Raw genomic sequence first — 19,401 nt, forward strand, 5'->3', positions numbered from 1 at the left:
CTCTCCTCAAACCCCTCAGTACGCCAGCGCGCGATCAACGGCGTCGAGCACCCGGTCCAGTCCCGGAAGGTACTCGTCCTCCAGCCGGGACGGCGGGTACGGGGCGTGGAAGCCGCCGACCCGCAGGACCGGGGCCTCCAGGTGGTAGAAGCAGCGCTCGGTGATCCGGGCGGCGATCTCCGCGCCCGAGCCGAAGAAGACCGGGGCCTCGTGGACCACGACCAGCCGGCCGGTCTTCTCTACAGACGACTGCACGGTGTCGAAGTCGATCGGGGAGATCGAGCGCAGGTCGACGACCTCGACCGACTTGCCCTCCTCGGCCGCGACCTTGGCGGCGTCCAGACAGACCTTCACCATCGGACCGTAGGCGGCGAGCGTGAGGTCGGTGCCGGCCTGCGTCACCCGTGCCTTGTGCAGCGGGTCGGGGATCGACTCGGTGTCCAGCCGCGACTTGTCGTGATAGCGGCGCTTGGGTTCGAAGTAGATGACCGGGTCGTCGCCCGCGATGGCCTGCTGGAGCATCCAGTAGGCGTCGGAGGAGTTCGAGGGGGAGACCACCTTCAGGCCCGCGACGTGCGCAAAGAGCGCCTCGGGGGACTCGGAGTGGTGCTCGACAGCGCCGATTCCGCCCGCGTACGGGATGCGGATGACGACCGGCACCTTGACCTTGCCCAGCGCACGGGCGTGCATCTTGGCGAGCTGGGTGACGATCTGGTCGTAGGCGGGGAAGACGAAGCCGTCGAACTGGATCTCGGCGACGGGGCGGTAGCCGCGCAGGGCCAGGCCGATCGCGGTGCCGATGATGCCGGACTCGGCGAGCGGGGTGTCGATCACCCGGTCCTCGCCGAAGTCCTTCTGCAGCCCGTCGGTGACGCGGAAGACGCCGCCGAGCTTGCCGACGTCCTCGCCCATGACGACGACCTTGGGGTCGGCCTCCATGGAGGTCCGCAGCGAGGCGTTGATCGCCTTGGCGATGGTGATCTTCTCGTGGACGGCCATGGTCAGTTCCCCTCCGCGACGGCATCGGCGTCGGCGAACGACGCCTGGTACGCGGCGAACTGCGCGCGCTCCTCATCGACGAGCGCGTGCCCGTCGGCATAGACATTCTCGAAGATCGCCATGGGATCCGGGTCCGGCATGGCACGTACGACATCGCGGACCCGCTTGCCCAGCGCCTCGCTCTCCTCCTCGATGGCGGCGAGATACGCGTCGTCGACGAAGCCCTCGGACTCCAGGTAGGTCCGCAGCCGCAGGATCGGGTCCTTGGCCTCCCAGGCGAGCGTCTCCTCGTCGGCCCGGTACTTCGTCGGGTCGTCGGAGGTGGTGTGCGCGCCCATGCGGTAGGTGAACGCCTCGACCAGCATGGGGCCCTGACCGGTACGCGCCCGCTCCAGCGCTGCCTTGGTCACCGCCAGACAGGCCAGTACGTCGTTGCCGTCCACCCGTACGCCCGGGAAGCCGTAGCCGCGGGCGCGCTGGTAGAGCGGGACGCGGGTCTGCTTCTCGGTGGGCTCGGAGATCGCCCACTGGTTGTTCTGGCAGAAGAACACGACCGGGGCGTTGTAGACCGCGGAGAAGGTGAAGGATTCGGCGACATCGCCCTGGCTGGAGGCGCCGTCACCGAAGTACGCGATGACCGCGGAATCCGCGCCGTCCTTCTGCACACCCATCGCATAGCCGGTCGCGTGCAGCGTCTGCGAGCCGATCACGATGGTGTAGAGGTGGAAGTTGTTGCTGTTGGGATCCCAGCCGCCGTGGTTGACGCCGCGGAACATGCCCAGCAGGTTCGTCGGGTCGACGCCGCGGCACCAGGCCACGCCGTGCTCACGGTAGGTCGGGAAGACGTAGTCGTCGTCGCGCAGCGCGCGCCCGGAGCCGATCTGGGCGGCCTCCTGGCCCAGCAGCGAGGCCCACAGGCCCAGTTCGCCCTGACGCTGGAGGGTGGTCGCCTCGGCGTCGAACCGCCGCGTGAGGACCATGTCACGGTAGAGCCCGCGCAGCTCCTCGGGGGACAGATCGATCGCGTAGTCCGGGTGCTCGACCCGCTTCCCTTCCGGGGTCAGCAGTTGTACGAGCTGGTCCTGCTCCGCCTGGTCCGACTGGCCGGTGGCCTTTGCCGGGGCCGCCTTCTTCGCCGGCGACGCCTTTTTGGCGGTGGTGCGCTTGCTGCCGGCGCGGGTGCTTTTCCGCTGGGCAGTGCCTTCCACGGTCACGTGCTGCTCCTCCGTCTGTCCGGCCCCCGGGGTCCGCCGGTGGCCGTATTGCGGCTCACCCGGTATCCGATACGGCGCACGGGGTGTGTGCGATCGCGGCCGGATCCGGGTGGAACAAAGCGTCCCGGACAGTGGCCTGCTGTTTGCACGTTACCCAGTGCCAAAGCCTAAGTGAAAACGGCGCTGACCTGCGATTTTGCTTGGATTTCCAAGTAAATCGCAAAGGGTGGGAACAACTCCTGGTCACAGCGTTGCAGGCCGCCGGGACACCGGCACGTTATATCGGTGACCTGGAGCACGGGAAGAGTTTGGTGTGTGAGACTGATGCCGTGCACGAAGACGGAAAAATCACTGTTTTCCTACTCGATGACCACGAAGTCGTCCGGCGGGGCGTCCACGAAATGCTGTCGGTCGAAGAGGACATCGAGGTCGTCGGCGAGGCGGGCACCGCCGCCGACGCGCTGATCAGGATCCCTGCGACGCGCCCGGATGTGGCGGTGCTCGACGTCCGGCTGCCGGACGGCAGCGGCGTCGAGGTCTGCCGCGAGATCCGCTCCCAGGACCCGGACATCAAGTGCCTGATGCTCACCTCGTTCGCCGATGACGAGGCCCTTTTCGACGCGATCATGGCCGGCGCCGCCGGATATGTCCTCAAGGCCATCCGGGGCAATGAGCTGCTCTCCGCGGTGCGTGATGTGGCCGCCGGAAAGTCGCTGCTGGACCCGGTGGCCACGGCCCGCGTCCTGGAACGGCTGCGCGACGGCAACAGCGCAAGGGGCGACGACAGGCTGGCGAATCTCACCGAACAGGAACGCAAGATCCTCGATCTGATCGGCGAGGGGCTGACCAATCGCGTCATCGGCGAACGGCTCCATCTCGCCGAAAAAACGATCAAGAATTATGTCTCCAGCCTGCTTTCCAAGCTCGGCATGGAACGCCGCTCCCAGGCCGCCGCATATGTCGCACGGATGCAGGCGGAAAAACACTGAAACGGCCTCTCACCAGGTACGGAGCACCGGAAAAGAGGCCCGCCCCAGATCCCGGCGGCCGGGACCTTGGTCCCGCCTTTTCGGGGCCCCCGCCCCTATTTCGCGGCCGGTACGGGCGGGCAGTGTGAGGGCATGCCCCCCGACGATTACCGCGCGATCGAGCTGCTGAGCCGGACTGCGTACGGCCGGGTGTCGGCCAGCCGACGGGCCCTGCCGTTCACCACCATCACCCGGCATCTCCTCCTCGACGGGCAGCTGGTGCTGCGGCTCCACCGCGGCTTTGACTACCACCAGGCGCTCGACGGCAGCGTCGTCGCCTACGCGGCCGACAACGTCAACAGCGGCGCGCGCGACACCTGGTCCGTGCAGTGCACCGGCACCGCCCGGCTCTGCCATCCCACCCCCGCGGAGCGCGCGCTCTTCGGCCGCACCCCCCGGCTGGCGGACGGCGCCCCCTTCGACCCGGTATTCCTTCGCATCGAGCCGGAGTTCGTCACCCTGCACCACCTCACGGACGTCCCGGTCTTCCGGTACGCCGAGGCCGTATGACGCGGTCGGTACACCGCACCACCACACACCGTGCCACGCAGACCGGGCGAGGCTCCGATATGCGCACCGTGTGTAAGGCTTTCCCATAGGCCCGCTCCGCCGGACCTTGTTGATCTAACATCTGGCGAGTGCTGCGCTCATCTGTAGTCCGGCCGGCGGCGACGCCCGACGGGCGCTTCCTGGGATCCCTGCTGCGCCGCTACGAAGGCGCCGGGGAGCCCCTGTCGTGCGAACCCGTCGCCGAAGGCCTGCTCAACCACGGCTATTTCCTCGCCACCACACACGGCCGCTACTTCCTCAAGCACCACCTCGACGGCGACCTCGGCGCCATCACCCGCCAGCACCGCGCCACCCTCCGGCTCGCCGACCTCGGACTACCGGTCGCCCCACCGGTACCCGCCGCGGACGGCCGCACGGTCACCGTCCTGGACGGCCGCTGCTACGCGCTGCACCCCTGGGTCGAGGGCCGGCACCTGGGCGGGACCGCGCTGAGCCGCGCCCAGTCCCGTCGGCTCGGCGCGCTGCTGGGGCTCGTACACACCGCGCTGGAGCAGGTCATGGCGACCACCCCGCACCGGCCGCGGCCCCCGTACCCGGCCGAGTCGGCCGACCCCGCCCGCACCTTCGAGCTGATCGACGAGCTGCTCGCGCTGGCCCGCCGGACCCGCCCCCGCACCAGCTTCGACGAGCTCGCCGAGCACCGCCTCCTGGAGCGCCGGTCCCTGCTCAAGCGGCTGGCGCACCGCCGCCCGGCGTACGCGCCCGCCGCCGGCTGGGTGCACGGCGACTTCCACCCGCTCAATGTGCTCTACCGCGGCGGGGAACCGGCCGCGATCGTCGACTGGGACCGGCTGGGCATCCAGCCCCGCGCCGAGGAGGCGGTACGAGCCGCCGCGATCTTCTTCGTACGGCCCTGCGGCACCCTCGACCTCGCCAAGGTGGCGGCGTACGCGGGCGCCTACCGCAGCGCCTGCGGGGCCGGGCCCGACGAACTGGCCGCCGCGGTGCACCGGGTGTGGTGGGAGCGGCTGAACGACTTCTGGATGCTCACCTGGCGCTACCGGCTGGGTGATCCGCGCACCGATCCCCAGTTCCCGGCGGCGTCCGCGCTGGCGGTGTGGTGGACCCGGGAGTACACAGCGGTCCGGGACGCGTTCGCCGGTTGTTCCACGTGAAACGGCGGGGCCGCTCCAGAAGTCCTGGAGCGGCCCCGCCGTTCATGTCAGCCGACCGGTCAGCCGCCGGTGCCGCCCAGCGTCGCGCCGGGGTCCGTACCACCGGTGGTCCCGCTGTCCGTACCGCCGTCGGTGGTGCCACCGTCGGTGGTCCCACCATCGCTGGTGCCGCCGTCCGACGTCCCGCCGTCGATCGCGCCGCCGTCCGTCGTACCGCCGTTGCTGGTGTCGTCGGTGGGCGGCGCGGACGTCGGAGGCTCCGAGCTCGGCGGCTCCGAGCTCGGCGGCTCGGAACTCGGCGGCGTGCTGGGCTCCTCGCTCGGCGGCGGGGAGTACGTGTTGTTGTCGCCGCCTGTGGTGCCGGGCAGGGTATCCGGCGTGCTCGGCTCCTCCGACGGCGGCTCGCTGGTCTTGTCGTGCGGGGAGGCCGAAGGCGACGACGTCTTGTCGGGGTTCGTCCCGGGGTCGTCCTTCTTGGTGTTCTGCAGCGCGAAGGCCACGCCCACCGCGATGGCGATCACCGCGAGCGCCGCGATCAGCCAGATCTTGCCGCGGCCGCCCTTGCCGGGCCGGTGACCGCCGTCAAAACCGCCGTCGTCGTCCCGCCCGCCCGGCAGGATCGGCTGCGCCGTGGTCTGGCCGCCGTCCGGGTGCTGCCGCAGCGCGGTGGTGGGGGCGCTCCCCATGGCCGGGGCGCCGCCCTCATGTATCGCCACCGGGCCGGTGTTCCAGGTGCCGGTGTGGCCGCCCTGCTCCTGCAGCATCTGCAGCGAGTACTGGACCAGCCCGCGCATCTCCTCCGCGGTCTGGAAACGGTCGTCCGGGTCCTTGGCCAGCGACCGCATGACCAGGCCGTCCAGCTCCGGCGGCACCGCCTCGGCGACCTCGGACGGCGGCACCGGCATGTCCTGGACGTGCTGGTAGACGACCGACAGCGGGGTCTCGCCGGTGAACGGCGGCCGCAGCGCGAGCAGTTCGTACAGCAGGCAGCCGGTGGCGTACAGATCGGAGCGGGTATCCACGGTCTTGCCGAGCGCCTGCTCCGGGGAGAGGTACTGCGGGGTGCCCATGACCATGCCGGTCTGGGTCATCGTGGACTGAGCGCCGTGCAGCGCACGGGCGATCCCGAAGTCCATGACCTTCACGGCGCCGCTGTGCGTGATGATCACGTTGGCGGGCTTGATGTCACGGTGCACGATGCCGTGCTGGTGGCTGTAGGCCAGCGCCTCCAGCACTCCGGAGACGATGATCAGCGCCTGGTCCGGCGGCGGGGCATCGGCGTTGAGCAGCAGGTCACGGATGGTGCGGCCCTCGACCAGCTCCATCACGATGTACGGCACGGTGTTGCCGGCGACAAAGTCCTCGCCGGAGTCATAGACGGCGACAACGGCGTGGTGGTTCAGTCCGGCCACGGACTGTGCCTCGCGCGTGAAGCGGGCCTTGGACACCGGGTCCTCGGCCAGATCGGCGCGCAGCAGCTTCACGGCGACGGTACGGCCCAGCCGTACGTCCTCTGCCGCGAACACCTCCGCCATACCGCCTCGGCCGAGCCGGTGCGTGAGCCGGTAACGGCCGTCGCCGACAAGCCCTCCATTGCCCCACATCTCCGGTGTATCGGGGATGTTGGAGCCGGTGGCCTCAGGATCGGACGGGCCCTGCGGGCTCTGCGTCGGTGCCATCGGTCCTCGCCGTCGAATCGATCCGCATCAAGAGCGGTAAGGTCTCGGTCTTCGCTACAGCACGCTACAGGTTCGACGACACCCACCGGTCCGTCGTGGACCGGTCATCAAACCGCCCGGATGCCAGTAGGGGCAAGCTCACCAGGGGTAATCGAAGACGCAAAAGATCTCGCGCGCGTGACCGGATCTTGCACATCTGGTCACGGAACGGGCACACGGCTTGACGTGTCCGGGCCCTGGGGCAGACTTGGCTGCGGAATTCCAGAATTTGATCGCGATACATACGGGCAGTCGCCCAGGGGGAAGCGGAAACCATGAGCCAGGACGGCGCTCAAGGCCAATTCGAGGGCCGTTCGGTCGGCGGAGGACGTTACCAGCTTCGTGATCTTCTCGGTGCGGGCGGAATGGCTTCCGTTCATCTCGCGTACGACAGCGTGCTGGACCGCGAGGTCGCGATCAAGACACTGCATACCGAGCTCGGTCGCGAGCAGGCATTCCGCGAACGCTTCCGCCGCGAGGCGCAGTCCGTGGCGAAGCTCACGCACACCAATATCGTCTCGGTCTTCGACTCCGGCGAGGACGAGCTCGACGGCGGCATGGTGCCGTACATCATCATGGAGTACGTCTCCGGGCAGCCGCTTCGCTCGGAGCTCGACAACGACATAGCCCAGCACGGCGCGATGCCGACCGAGAAGGCGCTGAAGATCACTGCCGATGTGCTCGCCGCGCTGGAGGCGAGCCATGAGATGGGCCTGGTCCACCGGGACATCAAGCCGGGCAACGTCATGATGACCAAGCGCAATGTCGTCAAGGTCATGGACTTCGGCATCGCCCGCGCCATGCAGTCCGGTGTCACCTCCATGACGCAGACCGGCATGGTCGTCGGCACCCCGCAGTACCTGTCGCCCGAGCAGGCGCTGGGCCGCGGCGTGGACGCCCGCTCCGACCTCTACTCGGTCGGCGTCATGCTCTTCGAGCTGCTGACCGGGCAGCTGCCCTTCGACGCGGACTCCCCGCTCGCCATCGCCTACGCCCACGTCCAGGAAGAGCCGCCGGTCCCGTCGAGCATCAACCGCTCGCTGCCGCCGGCCGTGGACGCCCTGGTGGCCCGTGCGCTGAAGAAGAACCCCAACGAGAGGTTCCCGACCGCCGAGGCGATGCGGGACGAGTGTCTGCGGGTCGCCGGGTCCGGACAGGCCGGGTCGCCGCTGATCATCAGCGAGGGCCCGCGGGCGCGCACCAGCGGCTCCTCGGTGTCCTCCGCGGTGTTCCCCACTGCGACCGGCAATCCGCACACCCCGGCGCCGCCGAGCGTGCAGCAGCCGTATCAGCCGACGCAGGCGGCCTTCGGTCCGTCGACGCCGCCGCCGGTGAACAACGCCTACCCGACCCCGGCGCCGGCGCCCGCGCAGACCCCCGTTCCGTTCAACGGCGGTGGGTTCCAGGGGCCGCCCACCTACACGCCGCAGCCCATGACTCCGCCGATCCCGCCGAGCGGGGGTCCCGCCCGTAAGAGCAACACGGCGGTGATCGTCGTATCGGCCATAGTCGGTGTCATCGTGGTCACCGCGATAGCGATCGGCATCGGGCTGAGCGCGGGCGGATCCAGCGACGTCGGCACCGACGATCCGCCGTCGACGTACGCGACGTCGTCCGACCCGACGGACACCAGCACCCCGACGTCCACGGCGAGCGTCCGGCCCGAAAACACCTATTCCATTCCGGTTCGCGTGACCGACTGCACCGAGGCCACCCACACCTACGGCGAAACGAAAAAGATCAACCTCCCGTCGTTCGCCTTCAAGGACCTGAAAACGGCGAAGGCGTGCATGGACGCCGCACACTGGAACTACAAGATCAAATACGAGGACGGGCCCACCTGGGGCAAGAACACCATCACGGACCAGTCGCCCAGGGGCTACTCCTCGTGGGACCCGGACGGTGGCGAGCCGATCACGCTGATCGTCTCGACGGGGCGCGACGCCTGATCCTCCCGGCAGCGCGGCAGACAACGGCGGAAGGGCCCGGCACACAGTGTGTGCCGGGCCCTTCCGCCGTTCCGCGCAGACTTTCCTGCCCGCGGGCCGACCTCAGAGATACGGGCCCGAGCGGGCGCCGCCGTGTCCGGGCTGGCCCTCGTCGCCCTCGACCGAGGCACCGGGCGGCAGCGCGCGGCGCATGGATTCCAGCTGGGCACGGGCCGCCATCTGCTGGGCGAACAGCGCGGTCTGAATGCCGTGGAAGAGGCCTTCCAGCCAGCCCACCAACTGGGCCTGGGCGATGCGCAGTTCCGAATCCGTCGGCACCGACTCGTCGGTGAACGGCAGGGAGAGGCGCTCCAGCTCCTCCACCAGCTCGGGTGCCAGCCCGTCCTCCAGCTCCTTGACCGAGCTGGAGTGGATCTCCTTGAGGCGGACCCGGCTCGCCTCGTCCAGGGGAGCGGCCTTCACCTCCTCCAGCAGCTGCTTGATCATGCTGCCGATGCGCATGACCTTCGCCGGCTGTTCGACCATGTCCGTCACCGGAACCTCGCGGGGCTCTTCGGCGTTCTCCGCGCCGCCACCAGCGCCACCTGCCCCGGCGCTGCCGAGCGCCATGCCGTCCGGGCCGACAACCAGGACGTGCGGGTTCTCCTGCGACCGTTCGTTCATCGGCATATCCATGCCGACATTGTCTCGTACCCCGACGTCGCCGGGTGATCCGCCGTGCTTCTCTCCTTGCTTTGGGCCCGCCTGGCGGGCGAAGCGGGGGAGAAGGACTCGGCGGGGGTTCTCCGGCTCCCTGGGATGGCTGGTTTCACGTGAAACATGGGGATTGGGTGGTGCTCCCTGTTTCACGTGAAACGGCGGCTTTTTTTCGGGTGGGTGGTTTCACGTGAAACATGACCTGCGGCCGGGGGTCAGCGGCGGCGCAGCCGCAGGCCGAGGAAGGCCAGCCCCAGGCCGGTGAGCGCGAGGCCGGCGCCCATGGGGAGGACCCGTTCGACGGGGGCCGTTGTGCCGTCCATGGCGTAGGGGCCGGGGGAGGCGGCCGGGTCGGCGTCTGCGTCGTCCGGCGGGGTGCTGTTCCGCTTGGGCTTGGCGGGCGGCTGGAGCGGCATGTACGGGTGCTGGTCGAGGCGGCCTGCGACGTCGGAGTGGGGGGAAGGGGACGGCCGAGAAGGGGACGGCCGGGACGGGGACGGGCGCGACGGGACCTTCTGGGAGGGTGCCTGCCTGGAGGGTGCGGGCGCCGGGTCAGCGGGTCTCGGCGCAGCGGGCTTTGGGGCAAGGGGAGCCGTACGCTCGATGTCCTCCTCATCGGGCGCACTCTCAGGGGTATCGGGCTCGAAGTCCCCGGGATCCGTCGAGTCCGTGAAGTCGTCGTCAGGTGCCGCCGAGGAGTCCGGGTCCGAGTCCGAGTCCGGATCGAGCCCGTGATGCCGGTCGTGCCAGGGGAGGTACTCGGGCGGATCATCCGGATAGCGCGGCATCTCATCCGGGATCTCGGCGAGGAAGTCCCGCAGCCCGGGAAAGTCCGGGACGTCCATGTCGGCGTCCGGCTTGGGGAACCCCGGCAGGTATCCGAGCGACTCCGGGCGGCCGGGGTGTCCACGGCCCTCCCCCGCGCGGCTTCCGGCCAGCGATGGATCCTCCGCATAGCTGTCGGGCAGCGCATGCCGCCCTGCAAGGTGTGGCGGGCGGTCGACTGCGGTGTTCCGCTGCTCCTCGGCCGTCGCGGTGGTCGCAAGTGGGACGGGCAGAGCGGCGGCGGCCACGAGCAGACCGGTGGTAATGCGCGAACGGAATCCTGGAGCCACAGCCGTGCCCCTCCCGTGCCGAGCCGTCGAGTGACCTGCCCAGCGTCACATGTAGCCACATTCGGGACATCCCGGCGATGCCGATCGGGTGATGTGCCGTGGAGCGGGAGGGGTTGCCGTCCGCAGCGCGGTGGACCGGACGCGGCGGCGGGGCTCCGTGTTGTCGGCGTACGCGGAGCCCTGCCGGTCGCGGCGGCAGGTCAGACCGTCAGCACGACCTTGCCGACATGCACGCTCGCGTCCACCACGCGGTGCGCCTCGGCGGCGTCCGCCATCGGGATGGCACGGTCCACGATCGGCCGCACCTGACCGTTGCCGATCAGCGGCCAGACATGCTCGCGGACCGCCGCGACAATGGCCGCCTTCTCGTTCAGCGGGCGCGCACGCAGGCCCGTGGCCGTGATCGCGGCGCGCTTGGCGAGCAGGGCGGCGAGATTCAGCTCCGCCTTCACCCCGCCCTGCATCCCGATGATCGCCAGCCGACCGCTGACCGCCAGCGCCTTGACGTTCTTCTGCAGGTACTTCGCGCCGATGATGTCGAGGATGACGTCCGCGCCCTGGCCGTCGGTGGCCTTGCGGAGCTCCTGGACGAAGTCCTGCTCGCGGTAGTCGATGAGGATGTCCGCGCCGAGTTCGGCACAGCGGGCCAGCTTCTCGGGGCCGCCCGCGGTGACCGCAACCCGCGCGCCGACCGCCTTGGCGAGCTGGATCGCCATCGTGCCGATACCGCTGGCACCGCCGTGGACCAGCAGCGTTTCACCCGGCCGCAGGTGCGCGATCATGAAGACGTTCGACCAGACGGTGCAGGCCACCTCGGGCAGCGCGGCGGCCGTCACCAGGTCGAGGCCCGGCGGCAGCGGCAGCACCTGCCCGGCCGGGACGGCCACCTTCTCGGCATAGCCACCACCCGCCAGCAGCGCACACACCTCATCGCCGACGGCCCAGCCATGGACCCCCGGACCGACCGCGGCGATCCGGCCGGAGCACTCCAGACCGGGGTAGGGCGACGAGCCGGGTGGCGGGTCGTAGAAGCCCTGGCGCTGCAGCAGGTCCGCGCGGTTCACGGCGCTGGCCACGACCTCGATCAGGACCTCGCCCTCGGCGGGCTGCGGATCGGGCACGTCCGCCCAGACAAGTGCTTCCGGGCCACCGGGCTCCGGGATAGTGATCGCTCGCATGAGCGCGAGGCTACTCGCCGACCGGGCACGGGGCGATGGGGCGGGGTCCGGGGACCACAGCCCGGCGGTCCGGGGACCATGGCCCGGTGGTGGGCCGTCAGACGCCGAAGAGCGCCCGGCTACTCGTCCGTCCGGTGGTCATTCACCCTCCGCATCGGGGCGACGCCGGTGCCGGGCAGCGCCGAGGGGGAGCGGTTCTGCCTGCCGAGGATGTCCGGCTCCGTCGTCGGCGCCGCACGGACGATCGTGATCAGCCGGTCGGCGGACTGCAACGGACTGGCATCCGGGTCGTCGTAACCGATCAGGCGGTGGCCGCGCAGCACGGAGACGACCAGGTCGTCGGTCTCCCGCACGGACTTACCGACCTCGGACTTCACCACCGGCCGCTCGATCAGGTCCAGCCCGCTGCCCTGCTGGATCAGATCCTCCATGACGGTGCCCGCACTCGGGCTGTGCACAGAGAGCCCCAGCAGCCGTCCGGCCGCGCTCGCGGAGGTGATGACGGCGTCGGCGCCGGACTGCCGCAGCAGCGGCGCGTTCTCCTCCTCGCGCACCGCCGCGACGATGTTCGCCCGCTTGTTGAGCTGACGGGCGGTCAAGGAGACCAGGACCGCTGTGTCATCGCGCTGGGTGGCGATCACGACCTGATGCGCCCGCTGGATCTCCGCCCGTACGAGCACATCGCTGCGGGTCGCATCGCCCACCACCCCCGCGAAGCCCTCGGCCACCGCCGCCTCGACCACCTTGGCGCTCGGGTCGACGATGACGATGCGGTCGCGGGGCAGCCCCGTGGCGCGGAGCGTCTGGACGGCACTGCGGCCCTTGGTCCCGTATCCGACGATGACGGTGTGGTCGCGCAAGGCGGTTCTCCAGCGTTTTGGTGAAAGTAACCTAAGCTCATGGGCAACGAGCTTGTACAGCGTGCCCGTTGGGGGGATCTCAAAGGTCAGAACTGGGCCGGTCTGGTCCGTCTGTCCTTCGAGGCCGACGAGGGTCCCGCTACTCCTGCTAACGAAGCTACCGAGAACACAGAGGTCAAACCCGCGTTCCGCCCTATGACCGGCCGCGACATCAAGAGCCGCGACGAGCAGGAGAAGGACAACCGATCGTTCGTCGAGTCGCGCGGCGGGCAGTACGTCCACACGTACGAGGAGCCGGACACCAGCGCATGGAAGCGCAAACGTGTACGCCTCCCCAACGGGGAGATCGGCTATCGCGTCGTCCGCCCCGTCTTCGAGGGCGCGCTCGAAGATCTCAAACGAGGAATCGCGCCGAACGGCAAGCGCATCGACGGCTTGATCGTCTACGACATCGACCGGCCCACCCGTGACAATCGGCACCTGGAAGACGCGATCGAGGTCGTCCAGAACTTCGGGCGCCCGATCATCGACATCACAGGTTCTCTCGATCTTCTGACCGACAACGGCCGCACGGTTGCGCGCATCGTGACAGCGACCAACAACAAGCAGTCGGCCGACACCGCCCGCCGAGTCGCCCGCAAGCACCGCGCGTTGCAGCAGGCCGGCATCCCTACAGGGGGGACCCGGCCGTTCGGGTGGCAGGAAGACAAACGAACCCTCCACCCGAATGAGGGCAAGTGGCGCCGACAGATCAACTAGCGACGCGGCGAACGTACGCTCGCCGCGTCGCTATGGTCAGCTCTGCAAGTCACCATCTCCGATGGGTTCCGGCGTCACTTCGTCACCCGTTACAGCATCGATGAAGACCGTTGACTCCACTTTTTGCTCCGGACCCCGCACCAGGGAAACCATCCATACAGGTCGCCAAGCGTGGTTGACCCGTTGGGCAAGTAGCTTGACCGGAACCGCGTCTTCGTCTCCCGCAACGTGTTCAGCCTGCTTCTTCGCTGCAGCTTTCGTCACAGTGGCCTTCTGAAGTTTCGGATCCGGGATGCTTCGCGCAGCCACACCCGTGATGCGACCAGCAGACGAGACAGTCATGTCCAGTCGCATTGGCATCATCACCCCGTCCACGTAACGGCGGTAAACCAGCATGCGTGGCGCTTTCTTGCCATGAATAGTTCGGTAGGTGACCTTGGCGCCAGCCACATCATCGGGGAACCATTTGTTAGCGAATTGGTCACCAACCGCCCGTATCTCGTCTGCGGAAAGCGAACCGGTGTCGCCTGTGCCCACCTTCGAGGCGAAGCCTTCGAGCTTTCGGTCTGGCCACAGGGCAGTAACTTCTCCACGCGCCGTCTCTGCCTTGAGGCGCCAACGTCCGCCCTTCAACTTTTCACTGGTGGACTGCGTGACCTGCGTTTCCTTTCCATACAGGTCGTTCACTGTTTTTTGCAGCCAAGCGTCCTGTTTGCGCATTTCTTCCATATTTGCGTGCATGCGCTGCGATTTCGCCTCGCCGTGAACTGGCTCGACAGTAAAGGCGAACGATGCCGTAAGGATGACGACACCTACCGCACCAGTGCAGATGCCCCACAGTGCATCTGCACGCGTGAAAGGTGAGTGGCGCTTCTGAATCCACGAGATCACGATCCCGAGGAGGGTGCCGAGAAGGCCACCGAGTGCGTTTGCCTTGATGTCGTCGTAGCTACACGCGCGCCCCAGATCTGTCCATGATTGGACCAGCTCAACGCCACACGTCACCATCAACATTCCGGAAAGGGCCAAAATCGGCCGCCGGAAGAGGAGTACTGCGAGACAACTCACAGGGATAAACAGCAGCACGTTAAGACGCGCCGACTCGGAGGCCAGGAAGTCCTGCATGGGCAGGCCGGCATCACAAATGCCGGCCTGCCCTGAACCTCCTCCACCTGGCATAAGCGTTACGGCGAGCACGCCAGCCAGAGCCGCCGCGAACAGAAGCGAAAGACCGATGCTCCCGCCCTTAGCCTTCGCCACCATAACTGACGGAATGCCTAGCATCACTGCGATGACGAGAAATGCCGGCATCAGGCCAGGCAGCGCGCCGATAGATGCTTCAATCACCAGGTACATCTTTCAAGAGGCGGAAAGGAAGGGAGTTTCAGCAGAGCTGCTTAATATAAGGCGTCTCGTAACTCTGGCCACCCGCCCACATGAGGCCTACGGCACTGCAATCCGGAGCGTAACTTACGGGGGCGCTCCCCGAGTAGGAGATGGTCTGCCCATTCTTGACGAGCTTTTCCTGGTCTTTGTAGGTGGCTTTTTCGAAGATGACGGTCAGCTTCGCGTACACGGAGCTCCCGCCCGTCTTCTTATACTTCTCGCCGAAGTAGATCTTCGAAGAAGACTGGCCTATCTCACGCCCGTTATGAGCCTCGAAGGAAAGCACGCCATTGCTCAGCTTGGTGCTCGTGGATCCGCCAGCGTATGCAGCAGTGGAGCCCAATGCCGCGAGTAGCACCCCCCCAAACGCGATACTGCGCACCGTGTTGCGCGAGAAAATCTTCATTCGTGAATCCCCCTCATTCATGGATCTCCGTGGGTCGAACGGAGATGCCGTGTTCGCGAATGTCGGCAAGGAATAGTATGCCCCTTGCTCGCGAGCTGACTTTAAGCGGTATTGACCTTCGGGCGCAAGCAAGTTTTTAGCGATACAGCGGTCAGTGGCTCAAATCGGCATGGCCAAACTAGCGACGGCTAGAATCGGCCACTCAGGAATTATTCGGCCACGCAAGGGGAGTGGCCGCATCTACCGATGTAGGGTTCGGCCAAATTGCGCCGCATTTGTCATCTTTGAGGAAAATTCCAGAAAGAGGATTTCTTGGCTGATTGGTGGAGTCTGGGATGGTACGCTCACGCCTTTCTTGCCCAGGCCAACGCCGAGGACGGCCTGGGCTGTCGTTTGCGGTGGACCCCGCCGTCGCGCGGGCGCAGCAGCACGTCGCCGGGGCACGCCTCAAAGGGGCCTGGCTGGCAAGCCGGGCGACCGTCTCCCCTTGGCGCACGCCCCGTCGAGAGCGCGGGATCGATCAGCTCGACAGCTCACTCCTCCGAAGCCGGCCCAAGGGCTGGTGTTTCCCGTTATCCCGTACAGCTTCAACGCGCCGTCGGCGCCGAGGCCCAGTCGGAGAAGGTGCGCCCCGGCGTGCGCTCGCCGCGTCGCTAGCGAGCTCGTGCACGGTAGGCGGTGGGATGTCGGGGACTTCGGTGGGGCTCGGTGTTCACATTTGCCGTGCCGATGCCAGGTCGGTGATCTGCTGATGAGACAGCAGGCCGGCGACGGCTTGGACGGTGTCGCTCATGTGCGCGCGTCGGCCGAGGTGACGCGCGAGAGCCCGCCAGTTCGTTAGGTGGGCGATGCCATGCATGCACGAGCTCGTAAGTAGGGTCGGCGACATGGCCAAGAACGAGCAGGAACAGCGCATGGCGACCCCCCGGATGGCAGCAGGCGCGCTGTTCTTCGACGATCAGGACCAGGTCCTGTTGGTCAAACCGTCCTACAAGCCGAAGTGGGAGATCCCGGGCGGTTACATCGAGCGCGGAGAATCGCCTCTGGTCGCCTGCCGGCGCGAGGTTCAGGAAGAGCTTGGCATCACTCCGGCCATCGGGCCGCTGCTGGTCATCGACTGGGCCCCGAGCGAGGCCGAGGGCGACAAGGTCTTGTACGTCTTCGATGGCGGACAGCTGTCCCCGGACGAACCGGCCGGGATCAAGCTCGCGGCCGACGAACTACTGGCCGCCGAGTTCCACCCCGCAAGCGACCTGGACGAGCTGCTGATCCCCCGACTCGCGCGCCGCGTAAAGGCGGCGATCAACGCCCGAGCCCAAGCGCACACCGAGTACCTGGAACACGGTGAACCGCCGAAAGGCGAATAGCACCCCCTGGACGGGACATAAAGACAGCGTCCTGGACATGCCCGCGAGAGGGGACATACACATGCCACGAAACCCCCCTCACCGGGACGCAACGACAGCGGCGATCCCCGAGGATGGCCGTATGTCTTACGCGCGGAATGCCGCAGAACTGGCAGGTCACGGGGAGCCAACCGCATGAGGGAAGAGCAGCGTCCACCCCACAGCGCCGGAAGAGTCTCCATTCTCCGATCCCTCTGGTCGCGTTCGCGCACCCAGGTTGACGAGGCCAGCCGATCCATCGTCATGCCCGCGCAAGGCGTAAGGCCACCGCTCCAGCAAGTCCTGCGCCGACTTGTCATGGCGCTCGTGGTACTTGCGGTCACGACATGCATCGTGTGGGCCGACCGCGCCGGGTACCACGACAACGCCGGCGGGACCGTTGGGCTCCTCGATGCGGCGTACTACGCAACCGTCACGCTTTCGACCACGGGATATGGCGACATCACACCGGTCAGCGATGCCGCGCGGCTGATCAACATCCTGGTCATCACACCACTCCGCGTGCTGTTCCTGATCATCTTGGTCGGTACCACCCTGGAAGTCCTGACCGAACGCACCCGGCAACAGGTACGGGTGCATCGCTGGCGGTCCCGGATGCGGGATCACGTCGTCGTCATCGGGTACGGCACAAAGGGCCGTCACGCCGTCGGGACCCTCGTGAGCCAGGGGGTCCCCAAAGAGAAGATCGTTGTGGTCGATCCTCAGAAGGAGACGGTGGACGCCGCGAGCAGTGACGGGCTGGTGGGTGTGCTCGGGGATGCGACCCGTTCCGACACCCTGCGCAGGGCCGAGCTGCACCGGGCCACGAAGGTGGTCGTCGCCACCCACCGGGACGAGACCGCTGCCCTGGTGACGCTCACCGCGCGCCAGCTCAACAAACACGCCGCCATCGTCGTGGCGGTCCGCGAGGACGAGAACATGCCGCTGCTGAAGCAGAGCGGTGCCGACACCGTCATCACGAGTTCCAGCTCGGCGGGCCGGCTGCTCGGCACGGCAATGGCCAGCCCGAGCGCGGGAGTAGTTCTTGAGGACTTGATGACCTACGGCAGCGGGCTGGATCTCACTGAGCGTCCGGTGGCGAAGTCGGAAGCGGGTCGCTCACCCCGCGAGTGCAGTGATCTGGTCGTGGCCGTCCTACGCGGGGGCAGGATGTTGGACTACACCGAGCCCGAGGCGGCAAAGCTCCAGCTCACCGACCGACTCATCACCATTCAGCGGGCGATGGCCATCGACCACGACGCCTGAAGGCATGTGTTCCATTCGGCGAAGTGTTCGGCGCACCTACCCGGGCAAGGCGAAGGGCCCGGACGATCGTCCGGGCCCCTGAGGCGTACCGCGGTGTGCGGGCTGCTGGGTTCGGTTACAGCCCTATCGCTACGACAAGGCGTTACCGACCCGGCGGCTGCGTGGGTGGCGGCGCCGGGTACGGACTGGGCGCGCCCGGCTGCTGCTGATAGGGGCCCGGCGGGTAGGAGGCCGGCGCGCTCGGCTGCTGTTGATACGGGCCGGGCGGGTAGGAACCCGGCACGTTCGGCTGTTGCTGGTACGGGCCGGGCGGCTGCGGCGCAAACCCGGGTCCGCCAGGCCCGCCGTACCCGCCAGGACCGCCGGGGGGTGGACCATTACGGCCGTTCTTCTTCTGGGCCACGACGATGACGATGACGATGATCGCGACAACGACGAGAACACCAGCTGCGATGCCCACAATGGCACTGGTACCGAGCCCGCTGTCTTTCTTCTCGCTTGCCTGGTCGCCACCCGATGCACTGGGGCCGGTTGCTCCACCGGTCGGGGCCGTCTTCGGAGTCTTCAGCGGGCCGTTCTTGGGACCAGCAGGAATATCGGCCGTCAGCGCCTTCAACGGCCGAATAAAGCCATATCCGTAATGCGGGTCAGGAAGCTTAAGGCCTTGCTTCCCCGGCGCGAGACCAGCCGTCTTGACGAGACGATTGGCAATCTGACCGGCGGTGAGGTCAGGGAACTTCGAACGCAGGAGTGCCGCGGCAGCTGAAACATAGGCCGTGGAGTCAGAAGTTCCATTGGCCCGCCGGTAGGGGTATTCTGACCTCTTTGCAGAAGCAGACGTGATATACACGCCGGGAGCCGAAAGCATCACCTGGCTACCCGAATTAGAATTCGGCCAGATTTTCCCGGACTTGTCCACCGCCCCCACGGTGACGACTCCGGGAGATGAAGCCAAGGGACCTAGCTCGGCCCCATCGTTCCCGGCGCCCGCTATAACCAGAACGTCCTTCTTGCTCGCATAGGCCAGTGCTTCTTTATCGGTGTCTGAGAGCGAAGTAGGCTCGATAGACATGTTGATGATTGATGCATGGTGATCGACTGCGTACCTAATCCAATCATCAACGTAGGTACTTCCGTCTCCCTGTCCGAAATCCGGCCTCCCAACGGGAAGGATCTTTGCATCCGGCGCTAGGCCCATCACGCCATCGGAACTGCCTGCACCATGCCCATGCCCAGCGATGAGTGACGCCATCCCAGTTCCGTGATTATTTTCGCTCTCCTGATCACCACGCCCCCCATCAATGAAACTCTTCCCCGGGAGCACATTCCCTTTCAGGTCCGGGTGGTTGCCGTAGACGGGATCATCGATTACCGCGACCGTGACACCCTTGCCCGTCGATTCCTTCCATACGCTCTCCGCGTCAAATGCCTTCAGCGGCCATTGCGCGTCCCTGATCTCGTCTGCCGAAGCGGTCGGGGCGGCGCCGAAGAGCAGTGCTCCCGCCACCACCGCGCCGCCCACCGCACGCAGCGTGCGCGTGAAGCTCATCCCCCTCATACCTTCCTTGCATCCGTGAGCCCCGGCGTTCCGCTGCGGCCCCCGTTCCGGCCGACTGCCTGAGGCAGCCGTCTGTCGTTCGCCTGATTGTCGGGCGCACGTCATGCGCGTCACATCATGTCAGCAGGCCGTCACGGCAAGACAATTGGCCGAGAGGTTGGCCAGATACCGCTAAAGGGGGCTCCAAGACTGGACGAAG

Annotated in this window: 16 protein-coding genes and 1 pseudogene; 7 read left to right on the forward strand and 10 right to left on the reverse strand. The window is 67.3% G+C overall.

Annotation, left to right across the window (positions count from 1 at the left end):
• Nucleotides 1-15: 15 nt before the first annotated feature.
• A complete protein-coding gene (locus tag AC5677_RS19145) occupies nucleotides 16-999 on the reverse strand; it encodes an alpha-ketoacid dehydrogenase subunit beta (RefSeq protein ID WP_497196231.1) in 984 nt (327 codons plus the stop codon).
• Between the two features lie 2 nt (nucleotides 1,000-1,001).
• The gene (gene pdhA / locus AC5677_RS19150) at nucleotides 1,002-2,213 is read right to left on the reverse strand and encodes a pyruvate dehydrogenase (acetyl-transferring) E1 component subunit alpha (protein ID WP_497196232.1); all 1,212 of its coding nucleotides are present in this window, start codon (nucleotides 2,211-2,213) and stop codon (nucleotides 1,002-1,004) included.
• Between the two features lie 329 nt (nucleotides 2,214-2,542).
• Between pdhA and AC5677_RS19155 the strand changes: the two genes are divergently transcribed.
• The 3 genes from AC5677_RS19155 (at nucleotide 2,543) to AC5677_RS19165 (ending at nucleotide 4,926) form a co-directional block, all read left to right on the forward strand.
• On the forward strand, nucleotides 2,543-3,202 hold the full coding sequence (locus tag AC5677_RS19155; protein ID WP_497196681.1) for a response regulator: 660 nt from the start codon (nucleotides 2,543-2,545) through the stop codon (nucleotides 3,200-3,202).
• A 132-nt stretch (nucleotides 3,203-3,334) separates the two neighbouring features.
• Nucleotides 3,335-3,751, forward strand: coding sequence for a pyridoxamine 5'-phosphate oxidase family protein (locus tag AC5677_RS19160; RefSeq protein ID WP_497196233.1), 417 nt, complete (start codon nucleotides 3,335-3,337; stop codon nucleotides 3,749-3,751).
• Nucleotides 3,752-3,879: 128 nt separating this feature from the next.
• The gene (locus AC5677_RS19165) at nucleotides 3,880-4,926 is read left to right on the forward strand and encodes a phosphotransferase (RefSeq protein WP_497196234.1); all 1,047 of its coding nucleotides are present in this window, start codon (nucleotides 3,880-3,882) and stop codon (nucleotides 4,924-4,926) included.
• Between the two features lie 59 nt (nucleotides 4,927-4,985).
• Here the strand turns inward: AC5677_RS19165 and AC5677_RS19170 are convergent, their stop codons facing one another.
• A complete protein-coding gene (locus tag AC5677_RS19170) occupies nucleotides 4,986-6,605 on the reverse strand; it encodes a protein kinase domain-containing protein (RefSeq protein ID WP_497196235.1) in 1,620 nt (539 codons plus the stop codon).
• Between the two features lie 314 nt (nucleotides 6,606-6,919).
• Here AC5677_RS19170 and AC5677_RS19175 point away from each other — a divergent pair, with 314 nt between their 5' ends.
• Nucleotides 6,920-8,593 carry a Stk1 family PASTA domain-containing Ser/Thr kinase gene (locus AC5677_RS19175; RefSeq protein ID WP_497196236.1) on the forward strand — a complete coding sequence of 558 codons (1,674 nt, stop codon included), beginning with the start codon at nucleotides 6,920-6,922 and terminating at the stop codon, nucleotides 8,591-8,593.
• Nucleotides 8,594-8,695: 102 nt separating this feature from the next.
• On the opposite strand, the gene AC5677_RS19180 is transcribed toward AC5677_RS19175, so the two are convergent.
• The 4 genes from AC5677_RS19180 to AC5677_RS19195 all read right to left on the reverse strand — a co-directional run bounded on the left by AC5677_RS19180 (nucleotide 8,696) and on the right by AC5677_RS19195 (nucleotide 12,796).
• Nucleotides 8,696-9,268 carry a bacterial proteasome activator family protein gene (locus tag AC5677_RS19180; protein WP_497196237.1) on the reverse strand — a complete coding sequence of 191 codons (573 nt, stop codon included), beginning with the start codon at nucleotides 9,266-9,268 and terminating at the stop codon, nucleotides 8,696-8,698.
• Between the two features lie 236 nt (nucleotides 9,269-9,504).
• Nucleotides 9,505-10,404, reverse strand: a complete 900-nt coding sequence (locus AC5677_RS19185) for a hypothetical protein (protein WP_497196238.1) — start codon at nucleotides 10,402-10,404, stop codon at nucleotides 9,505-9,507.
• A gap of 200 nt (nucleotides 10,405-10,604) precedes the next feature.
• On the reverse strand, nucleotides 10,605-11,582 hold the full coding sequence (locus tag AC5677_RS19190; RefSeq protein ID WP_497196239.1) for an NAD(P)H-quinone oxidoreductase: 978 nt from the start codon (nucleotides 11,580-11,582) through the stop codon (nucleotides 10,605-10,607).
• Between the two features lie 119 nt (nucleotides 11,583-11,701).
• Complete coding sequence (locus AC5677_RS19195; protein WP_497196682.1) at nucleotides 11,702-12,796, reverse strand: potassium channel family protein; 1,095 nt, start codon at nucleotides 12,794-12,796, stop codon at nucleotides 11,702-11,704.
• Here AC5677_RS19195 and AC5677_RS19200 point away from each other — a divergent pair.
• Nucleotides 12,725-13,201: pseudogene (locus AC5677_RS19200) on the forward strand (recombinase family protein); the annotation flags it as partial. The gene AC5677_RS19195 and the pseudogene AC5677_RS19200 overlap by 72 nt on opposite strands.
• Nucleotides 13,202-13,237: 36 nt before the next feature.
• Here the strand turns inward: AC5677_RS19200 and AC5677_RS19205 are convergent.
• Both AC5677_RS19205 and AC5677_RS19210 read right to left on the reverse strand, forming a co-directional pair.
• Nucleotides 13,238-14,548 carry a VanZ family protein gene (locus AC5677_RS19205; RefSeq protein WP_497196240.1) on the reverse strand — a complete coding sequence of 437 codons (1,311 nt, stop codon included), beginning with the start codon at nucleotides 14,546-14,548 and terminating at the stop codon, nucleotides 13,238-13,240.
• 37 nt (nucleotides 14,549-14,585) lie between these two features.
• Nucleotides 14,586-14,993 carry a hypothetical protein gene (locus tag AC5677_RS19210; protein ID WP_497196241.1) on the reverse strand — a complete coding sequence of 136 codons (408 nt, stop codon included), beginning with the start codon at nucleotides 14,991-14,993 and terminating at the stop codon, nucleotides 14,586-14,588.
• Between the two features lie 887 nt (nucleotides 14,994-15,880).
• Here AC5677_RS19210 and AC5677_RS19215 point away from each other — a divergent pair.
• Both AC5677_RS19215 and AC5677_RS19220 read left to right on the forward strand, forming a co-directional pair.
• Complete coding sequence (locus tag AC5677_RS19215; protein WP_497196242.1) at nucleotides 15,881-16,360, forward strand: NUDIX domain-containing protein; 480 nt, start codon at nucleotides 15,881-15,883, stop codon at nucleotides 16,358-16,360.
• 174 nt (nucleotides 16,361-16,534) lie between these two features.
• Nucleotides 16,535-17,644, forward strand: coding sequence for a potassium channel family protein (locus AC5677_RS19220; RefSeq protein ID WP_497196243.1), 1,110 nt, complete (start codon nucleotides 16,535-16,537; stop codon nucleotides 17,642-17,644).
• Between the two features lie 142 nt (nucleotides 17,645-17,786).
• On the opposite strand, the gene AC5677_RS19225 is transcribed toward AC5677_RS19220, so the two are convergent.
• Entirely contained in the window at nucleotides 17,787-19,193 is a 1,407-nt protein-coding gene (locus tag AC5677_RS19225; protein WP_497196244.1) for a S8 family serine peptidase, read from the reverse strand.
• Nucleotides 19,194-19,401 lie beyond the last annotated feature (208 nt).

It is taken from the genome of Streptomyces sp. JLSY215 (assembly GCF_059682825.1).

What these genes read in the sequence shown, in the direction of transcription:
- AC5677_RS19210 (WP_497196241.1), bottom strand. Translation starts at nt 14,993, where the DNA reads ATGAAGATTTTCTCGCGCAACACGGTGCGCAGTATCGCGTTTGGGGGG.
- AC5677_RS19145 (WP_497196231.1), bottom strand. Translation starts at nt 999, where the DNA reads ATGGCCGTCCACGAGAAGATCACCATCGCCAAGGCGATCAACGCCTCG.
- AC5677_RS19160 (WP_497196233.1), top strand. Translation starts at nt 3,335, where the DNA reads ATGCCCCCCGACGATTACCGCGCGATCGAGCTGCTGAGCCGGACTGCG.
- AC5677_RS19175 (WP_497196236.1), top strand. Translation starts at nt 6,920, where the DNA reads ATGAGCCAGGACGGCGCTCAAGGCCAATTCGAGGGCCGTTCGGTCGGC.
- AC5677_RS19220 (WP_497196243.1), top strand. Translation starts at nt 16,535, where the DNA reads ATGAGGGAAGAGCAGCGTCCACCCCACAGCGCCGGAAGAGTCTCCATT.
- AC5677_RS19180 (WP_497196237.1), bottom strand. Translation starts at nt 9,268, where the DNA reads ATGGATATGCCGATGAACGAACGGTCGCAGGAGAACCCGCACGTCCTG.
- AC5677_RS19170 (WP_497196235.1), bottom strand. Translation starts at nt 6,605, where the DNA reads ATGGCACCGACGCAGAGCCCGCAGGGCCCGTCCGATCCTGAGGCCACC.
- AC5677_RS19225 (WP_497196244.1), bottom strand. Translation starts at nt 19,193, where the DNA reads ATGAGCTTCACGCGCACGCTGCGTGCGGTGGGCGGCGCGGTGGTGGCG.
- AC5677_RS19190 (WP_497196239.1), bottom strand. Translation starts at nt 11,582, where the DNA reads ATGCGAGCGATCACTATCCCGGAGCCCGGTGGCCCGGAAGCACTTGTC.
- AC5677_RS19215 (WP_497196242.1), top strand. Translation starts at nt 15,881, where the DNA reads ATGGCCAAGAACGAGCAGGAACAGCGCATGGCGACCCCCCGGATGGCA.